Source organism: Roseomonas sp. 18066, assembly GCF_902706185.1.
Lineage (GTDB): Bacteria > Pseudomonadota > Alphaproteobacteria > Acetobacterales > Acetobacteraceae > Pseudoroseomonas.
Genome location: NZ_CACSJM010000228.1, coordinates 1 through 6,831 on the forward strand (window position 1 = coordinate 1; position 6,831 = coordinate 6,831).

The 6,831-nt window shown below is 70.0% G+C and carries 7 protein-coding genes; 2 read left to right on the forward strand and 5 right to left on the reverse strand.

The window, feature by feature from the left end; genetic code table 11:
• Positions 1 to 35: 35 nt before the first annotated feature.
• On the reverse strand, positions 36 to 938 hold the full coding sequence (locus GVN67_RS27360) for an aldose 1-epimerase family protein (RefSeq protein ID WP_160000480.1): 903 nt from the start codon (positions 936 to 938) through the stop codon (positions 36 to 38).
• A 109-nt stretch (positions 939 to 1,047) separates the two neighbouring features.
• On the opposite strand from GVN67_RS27360, the gene GVN67_RS27365 reads away from it, so the two are divergent.
• Positions 1,048 to 2,697 (forward strand): histidine kinase famiy protein, encoded by a 1,650-nt coding sequence (locus GVN67_RS27365; RefSeq protein WP_160000481.1) that lies wholly within the window; start codon positions 1,048 to 1,050, stop codon positions 2,695 to 2,697.
• Positions 2,698 to 2,733: 36 nt separating this feature from the next.
• Here GVN67_RS27365 and acs read toward each other — a convergent pair whose 3' ends face one another.
• Both acs and GVN67_RS27375 read right to left on the reverse strand, forming a co-directional pair.
• Complete coding sequence (gene acs, locus GVN67_RS27370) at positions 2,734 to 4,668, reverse strand: acetate--CoA ligase (RefSeq protein ID WP_160000482.1); 1,935 nt, start codon at positions 4,666 to 4,668, stop codon at positions 2,734 to 2,736.
• A gap of 164 nt (positions 4,669 to 4,832) precedes the next feature.
• A complete protein-coding gene (locus GVN67_RS27375; protein ID WP_160000483.1) occupies positions 4,833 to 5,183 on the reverse strand; it encodes a Rieske 2Fe-2S domain-containing protein in 351 nt (116 codons plus the stop codon).
• 143 nt (positions 5,184 to 5,326) lie between these two features.
• On the opposite strand from GVN67_RS27375, the gene GVN67_RS27380 reads away from it, so the two are divergent.
• Positions 5,327 to 5,845, forward strand: coding sequence for a hypothetical protein (locus GVN67_RS27380; protein ID WP_160000484.1), 519 nt, complete (start codon positions 5,327 to 5,329; stop codon positions 5,843 to 5,845).
• A 122-nt stretch (positions 5,846 to 5,967) separates the two neighbouring features.
• On the opposite strand, the gene GVN67_RS27385 is transcribed toward GVN67_RS27380, so the two are convergent.
• Positions 5,968 to 6,393, reverse strand: coding sequence for an EVE domain-containing protein (locus GVN67_RS27385; RefSeq protein WP_160000485.1), 426 nt, complete (start codon positions 6,391 to 6,393; stop codon positions 5,968 to 5,970).
• A 1-nt stretch (position 6,394) separates the two neighbouring features.
• Positions 6,395 to 6,688: a YciI family protein gene (locus GVN67_RS27390; protein WP_160000486.1), complete on the reverse strand. Its 294-nt coding sequence runs from the start codon at positions 6,686 to 6,688 to the stop codon at positions 6,395 to 6,397.
• Between the last annotated feature and the right edge of the window lie 143 nt (positions 6,689 to 6,831).

Here is a 6,831-nt window from a genome sequence, read left to right on the forward strand (position 1 = left end):
GGGCTCGGAGATGTGTGTAAGAGACAGGGGGGATACTATCCCCCCGGCGGGGGTTTGGGGGCGGAGCCCCCATGCTTGATTTCGACTGACCATTCAAAGGTTCGTTGCGCATTGGGCGCGATGTGCATCGTGTCCGGCTTGTCGTTGAACTCGCCGTCCCAGCCTTTCGGGCTGCTCATCCCTGACCAGGGTTCGATGCAGAGGAAGTCGGCGCCTTCCGGCTTCGACCAGAGGCCGAGGTCGGTATAGCCTTCCCATTCCATGAGCAGCGCGGTGCCGTCGGGCGCCGCGTAGCGGACCGCCCGACTGGCGACCCCTGGCAGGATCAGGGCGTCGCGTTTGAACAGGGCTTCTTTCAATGCGAGCTCGCGCCCGGTGACCGGGTTGGGCTCGGGGTCGCCCAGCAGCCCGCCTTCCAGCCGCAGCGACGGCCCGGTCTCCGCCTGGGCAAAGGTCAGGCGGTGGGCGTCCTTGGCCGCGCCATCGACCAGCGGCCAGCGGAAGGCTGGGTGGGCGCCGAAGCTGCAGGGCAGCGGCACCTTCCCGGGATTGGCGACCTGGCTGCGGACCGCGAGGCGGCCGTTCTCGATGCGGTATTCGACCTCCAGCTGGAAGGCGAAGGGGTAGAGGGCGCGGCTTTCGGCGTCGTCGACCAGGCGCAGGCGGCAGCGGCCGGGCTCGCGGCTGACCCAGGCGAAGCGGCGGTCGCGGGCGAAGCCGTGCTGGGTCATGCGGTAGGATTTCCCCGCATGCCGCAGGGTGTCGCCGGGCAGGCGGCCGACGATGGGAAACAGCAGCGGCGCATGGCGGCGCCAGGCGGGGCCGGCCTGCCACAGATATTCGGCGCCGTCCGCGTCGCGCAGGCTGACCAGCTCGGCGCCGGCGGCCTGGATGGTGGCGGTGAGCGCGCCCCCGGCGATGCGGTGCCGATCGGTCATGTTTCAATTCTCCTTGCCGCGGTCGGGCCGTCGCGCCCAAGAATGCCGGTAACTGGGCGTTCATCAATGGCTGAGACAGAGGAACGCACCGGCCCGGGGGAAGACGCGCATGCCAGACAGTGAACGCGCCCGCCGTCGCCGGTCGCGGCCGCCCGAGCAGGCGGCGCCCGAGACCGAATCGCTCAGCCGCCCTGCGCCCCCGCGCTACCGCGAGATCTTCCACGCCGCCATCGAGACGACGCGAATGCCGATGGTGGTGACCGACGCCCGGTCGCCCGACCACCCGATCCTCTATGCCAACCACGCCTTCCTGCGGATGACCGGCTATGACGCGGCCGAGGTGCTGGGGCGCAACTGCCGCTTCCTCCAGGGGCCGGAGACCGACCGGGCGACCCTGGCCACGCTGCGCCGCGCCATCGCCGAGGAGCGCGAGATCGCGCTGGAAGTGCTGAACTACCGCAAGAACGGGTCCAGCTTCTGGAACGCGCTGTTCGTCTCGCCGATCCATGACGAGCAGGGGGAGCTCGCCTATTTCTTCGGCTCGCAGCTGGATGTCAGCCGGCGGCGGGATGCCGAGGACGCGCTGCGGCAGAGCCAGAAGATGGAGGCGCTGGGCCAGCTGACGGGCGGCATCGCGCATGACTTCAACAATTTGCTGCAGGTGATGCAGGGCTATCTGGAGCTGATCGCCGTCGGGCTGGACAAGCCCGCGCCGGATCGCGACCGGCTGAAGCGCGCGCTGGACCACGTGCGGGGCGCCGCCGGCCGGGCCGGGCAGTTGACCCAGCAATTGCTGGCCTTCGCCCGCAAGCAGCAGCTGGACGGAAGGCCGCTCAACCTGAACAGCCTGGTGGAGGGGATGCGCGACCTGGCCGGGCGGACGCTGGGCGATGCGGTGGCGCTGCGGCTGCGGCCGGGGACGGGGCTGTGGGCCTGCCGGCTGGACCCGACCCAGGCGGAGCTGGCGCTGCTCAACCTGCTGATCAATGCGCGCGACGCCATGGTGCCCGGGCGCGGCGCCGAGATCGGCGTCGCCACCCGCAACCTGCGGCTGGACGCCGCCGCCGCGGCCGAATTCGCCGCCGACCTGCCGGCCGGGGACTATGTGCTGCTGGAGGTGGCCGACAATGGCTGCGGCATGGCGCCGGGGGTGATGGCGCGGGTGCTGGACCCGTTCTTCACCACCAAGGAGGAGGGCAAGGGCACCGGGCTGGGCCTGTCGATGGTCTATGGCTTCGCCCGGCAATCGGGCGGGGGCTTGCGGCTGCGCTCGATCGAGGGCGAGGGCACGGTGCTGCAGCTGGCCTTCCCGGCGCTGGCCGAGGAGGCGCGCGCCGCCGTGCCGCGCGGCCTGCCAGGGGTGGAGGCGCAGGGCCACGAGACCATCCTGCTGGTCGAGGACCGCGCCGATGTCGCCGGGCTGGCGCGGGAGATCCTGGAGGATTTCGGCTATCGCGTGCTGCTGGCCAGCCAGGCGGAGGAAGCGCTGGCGGTGCTGGACGGGGCGCAGGGCATCGACCTGCTGTTCTCCGACCTGGTGATGCCCGGGCCGATGAACGGGGTGATGCTGGCGCGGGAGGCACGGCGGCGGCGGCCGCGGCTGAAGGTGCTGCTGACCACCGGCTATGCCGAGGCCGCCACCGCCGCGGGGCGTGACGGCCGGCCGCTGGAATTCGAGGTGATCGGCAAGCCCTATGGCCGGCTGGAGCTCAGCCGCAAGGTGCGGCTGATCCTGGACGGGCCCAACGGGGTTTCCTGACGGGCCGGGGGGCAGCGCGCCCCCCGGCGCTCCGCCTCAGCCCACTTTGTTCCCGATCAGCTCCTGCACCACCGTCGGGTCGGCGAGAGTGGAAATATCGCCGAGGCTGTCGGTCTCGTTGGCGGCGATCTTGCGCAGGATGCGGCGCATGATCTTGCCGGAGCGGGTCTTCGGCAGGCCCGGCGCCCATTGGATGGCATCCGGCGAGGCGATCGGCCCGATCTCCTTGCGCACCCAGGTCACCAGTTCTTTCTTCAGCGCGTCCGACGGCTCCTCGCCGGTCTTCAGGGTGACATAGGCATAGATGCCCTGGCCCTTGATCTCGTGCGGCATGCCGACGACGGCGGCCTCGGCGACCTTGGGGTGGGCGACGAGGGCGCTTTCGATCTCGGCGGTGCCCATGCGGTGGCCGGAGACGTTCAGCACGTCGTCGACGCGGCCGGTGATCCAGTAGTAGTCATCCGCATCCCGACGGGCGCCATCCCCCGAGAAATACTTGCCCGGGAACGTCGAGAAATAGGTCTGGATGAAGCGGTCGTGGTCGCGGAAGACGGTGCGCATCTGGCCGGGCCAGCTGTCCAGGATGACCAGGTTGCCGTCGGTCGCGCCTTCCAGCAGCGCGCCGTCATTGTCGACCAGGCCGGGCAGCACGCCGGGCAGCGGCAGGGTCGCCGAGCCGGGCTTCTGGTCGACCGCGCCGGGCAGCGGCGAGATCAGGATGCCGCCGGTCTCGGTCTGCCACCAGGTGTCGACCACCGGGCAGCGCTCGTCGCCGACGACGCGGTAGTACCAGTTCCAGGCCTCGGGGTTGATCGGCTCGCCGACGCTGCCGAGCACGCGCAGCGACTTGCGCGACCATTTCTTCACCGGCGCCTCGCCCTCCCGCATCAGGGAGCGAATGGCGGTAGGCGCGGTGTAGAAGATGTTGACCTGGTGCTTGTCGACCACCTGCCAGCAGCGGTCGATGCCGGGCCAGTTCGGCACGCCCTCGAACATCAGGGTCGTCGCGCCATTCGCCAGCGGGCCATAGACGATATAGGTGTGGCCGGTGACCCAGCCGACATCGGCGGTGCACCAATAGACCTCGCCGGGGCGGTAGTCGAAGACCAGCTCATGGGTGAAGCCGGCCCAGACCATGTAGCCGCCGGTGGTGTGCAGCACGCCCTTCGGCTTGCCGGTGGAGCCGCTGGTATAGAGGATGAACAGCGGGTCCTCGGCGCTCATCGGCTCCGGCGGGCAGTCGGCCGGGGCGGCGGCGCAGAGCTCATGGTACCAGAGGTCGCGGCCTTCCTGCATGGCCACCGCGTTGCCGGTGTTCCTGACGACGATGACGTTCTTCACCGTCGGGCAGGCCTTCATCGCCTCGTCGGCATTGGTCTTCAGCGGCACGGTGCGGCCACCGCGGCGGCCCTCGTCGGCGGTGATGACCAGCACGCTGTCGCAATCCTGCACGCGGCTGGACAGGCTGTCGGGGCTGAAGCCGCCGAAGACCACCGAATGCACGGCGCCGATGCGGGCGCAGGCCAGCATGGCCACCGCCGCCTCGACGATCATCGGCAGATACAGGCTGACCCGGTCGCCCTTCTGCACGCCCAGCGTCCGCATGGCGTTCGCCAGGCGGCAGACGCGCTCATGCAGGTCGCGATAGGTGACGCGGGCGTCGACGCTGGGGTCGTCGCCTTCCCAGATGATCGCGGTCTGCTCGCCGCGCGTCGCCAAATGGCGGTCGAGGCAGGAGACGGAGGCGTTCAGCACGCCATCCTCGAACCAGCGGATCGTGACATCGCCGGTGAAGGAGGTGTTCTTGATCTTGGTCGGCGGCGTCATCCAGTCGATGCGCTTGGCCTCCTCGCGCCAGAAGGCCTCGGGGTCCTGGCGGGCCGCCTCGGTCATGCTGCGGTGGCGCGCGGCATCGACCTTCGCCCCGGCCGCGAGTTCGGGCTTCACTGCGATCAGCGCATCATCCGCCATGGTTTGTCCCTCCGCTCGGCGCCCGGCCCGGGGAGGGCGGCGCCGTTTTGTTCAACGCCATTGGGACAAGGCGGCTGCCCGCGCGTCAAGGGGGCCGTGGCCGATGACCGATACCGGTCCCCCGCCCACTGTCTTCAAATCGCTACAGTTTCAGGCGTCTTCGCTTAAGCGCCGGCGTCCAGCGGCACCCAGACCTGGCCCGTCTCGTCGACGCGGCTCGGCACCTTCTCCAGGCTGTCGCCGGCGCAGGGACCCGCGGTGCAGAAGCCGTCCTGGATGCGGAAATAGGCGCCATGCACGGCGCAGACGATCATCCGCCCCGGCCCGTCGAGGAAACGGTCGGGCAGCATGTCGAGCGGCACGCCGATATGCGGGCAGGAATTGACGAAGACATGCACCGCCACGCCCTGGCGGACGGCGAACAGCCCGATGAAGCTGCCATCGGGGCCGGCGAAGCCCTTCGACTTGCCGTCCACGATGTCTTCCAGGCGGCAGAGCAGGCGTTCGTCCGACATGGGTTGCCTCGGTAGGCCAGGGGATGGCCGCGATCAAGCCGGCAGCCATCGCCGGGACCACCGCGTTGTGCGCTTTACGATTTGGTCACCTTTTCCCCGCCACCATGAGGCTGCCGCCTTTCCGGCCGCCAGGAACCCGCGCCATGCCTCTCTTCATTCCCGCTGTCGCCCTGGCGGCCGGCCTGATGGTCTCGGGGATGGCGCTGGCCCAAGGCGGGCCGCGCGACCTGGGCTATGGCGCGCAGGGCTATGGCAACCAGGCGCCGCCGACCCAGAACTATGGGGGCCAAGGGTACAATCCGCGCGGCTACGGGACCCAGGGCTATGGGGCGCAGGGCTACCGGCCGCAGCCCTTCCAGGAGCAGCAGAGCGGGCGCACCAACTATTACGGGGCGGATGGGCGGCTGCAGGGCTCGACCGAGCGCTCGGCCGGCGGCGGCGTGCTGCGCTCCTACGATTCCGACGGGCGCTATCTGGGGCGGCAGGACATCCCGCGCGGCCAGGGTATGCCGGGCCGGCCGACCCAGCCGGGCGACAGCAACCAGCCGGGGGTGCAGGTCTATGTCGATCCCGGCCCGCTGATGACCCAGCCGCCGGCGCAGCCGCAGGACCCGGCGCCGCGCCACAACACACCGTGGTTCGGCGACCGCAACCGGCGCTAGTTCCTGTTCGGCGCCGATAGGGGCGCCGACCGGGAGCTGGCTTGTTGTTCGAGCGGGTGATTCACGCCTTTCGGCGAGTCCGCCTCAGGCGATCACACGCTATACGCCGGTTGCGAAACGCATCACTTCGCCAGCTTCGCCGGCACCCCGCCCATCTGGCACAGCAGCGCCCAATGCGCGTCGGAGATCGGCATCACCGACAGCCGCGACTGCCGGATCAGCCCGATCTCGGCGAGCTCGGGGGTCGCCTTGATCGTCGCCAGCGTCACCGGCTGCGGCACCGGGCCCAGCGCCCGCATGTCGGTGCAGACCCAGCGGCCGGTCTCGTCCGACGGGTCGGGATAGGCTTCGCGCGCCACCTCGACGATGCCGACGATCTCCTTGCCGATGTTGGAGTGGTAGAAGAAGGCGCGGTCGCCCTTCGCCATGGCCTTCAGGAAATTGGCCGCCTGGTGGTTGCGGACGCCGGTCCAGGGCTCGACCTTGTTGGCCACCTGCTGGTCCCAGGAAAAGGCGTCCGGCTCCGACTTGACCAGCCAATGCGCCATGTCAGCCGACCCGCTGGCCGCCGGCATAGACCTGGCGGAAGGGGCGGATGCTGACCTTGGCGAAGAGCCCCGCCTGGGCATAGGGGTCGGCGGCGGCGAAGGCCTCCGCCGCGGCCTGGTCGGCGGCCTCGACGATCAGCACGCTGCCGCAGGGCTTGCCCTCGGCATCCAGCACCGGGCCGGCCTGGACCAGCGCCTCGACCTGGCTGTCGAGATATTCCAGATGGGTCGGGCGGGTGGCCAGGCGCAGCGCCAGGGCGGCGGGCTTGTCCTCGCAGACGATGGCGAACAGCATGATCGGGTCCTCTCCGGAACGGCGGCGGCGCAGGGCTGTGCGGCGCCAGGCTGTGTCATGACGTAACCGCGTGCGGCGACGGCTTCAATCCTCGGCCCACTGGGCCTAGTTTGCCGGCCGTGAGCAGCACACCCCCCGCGCCC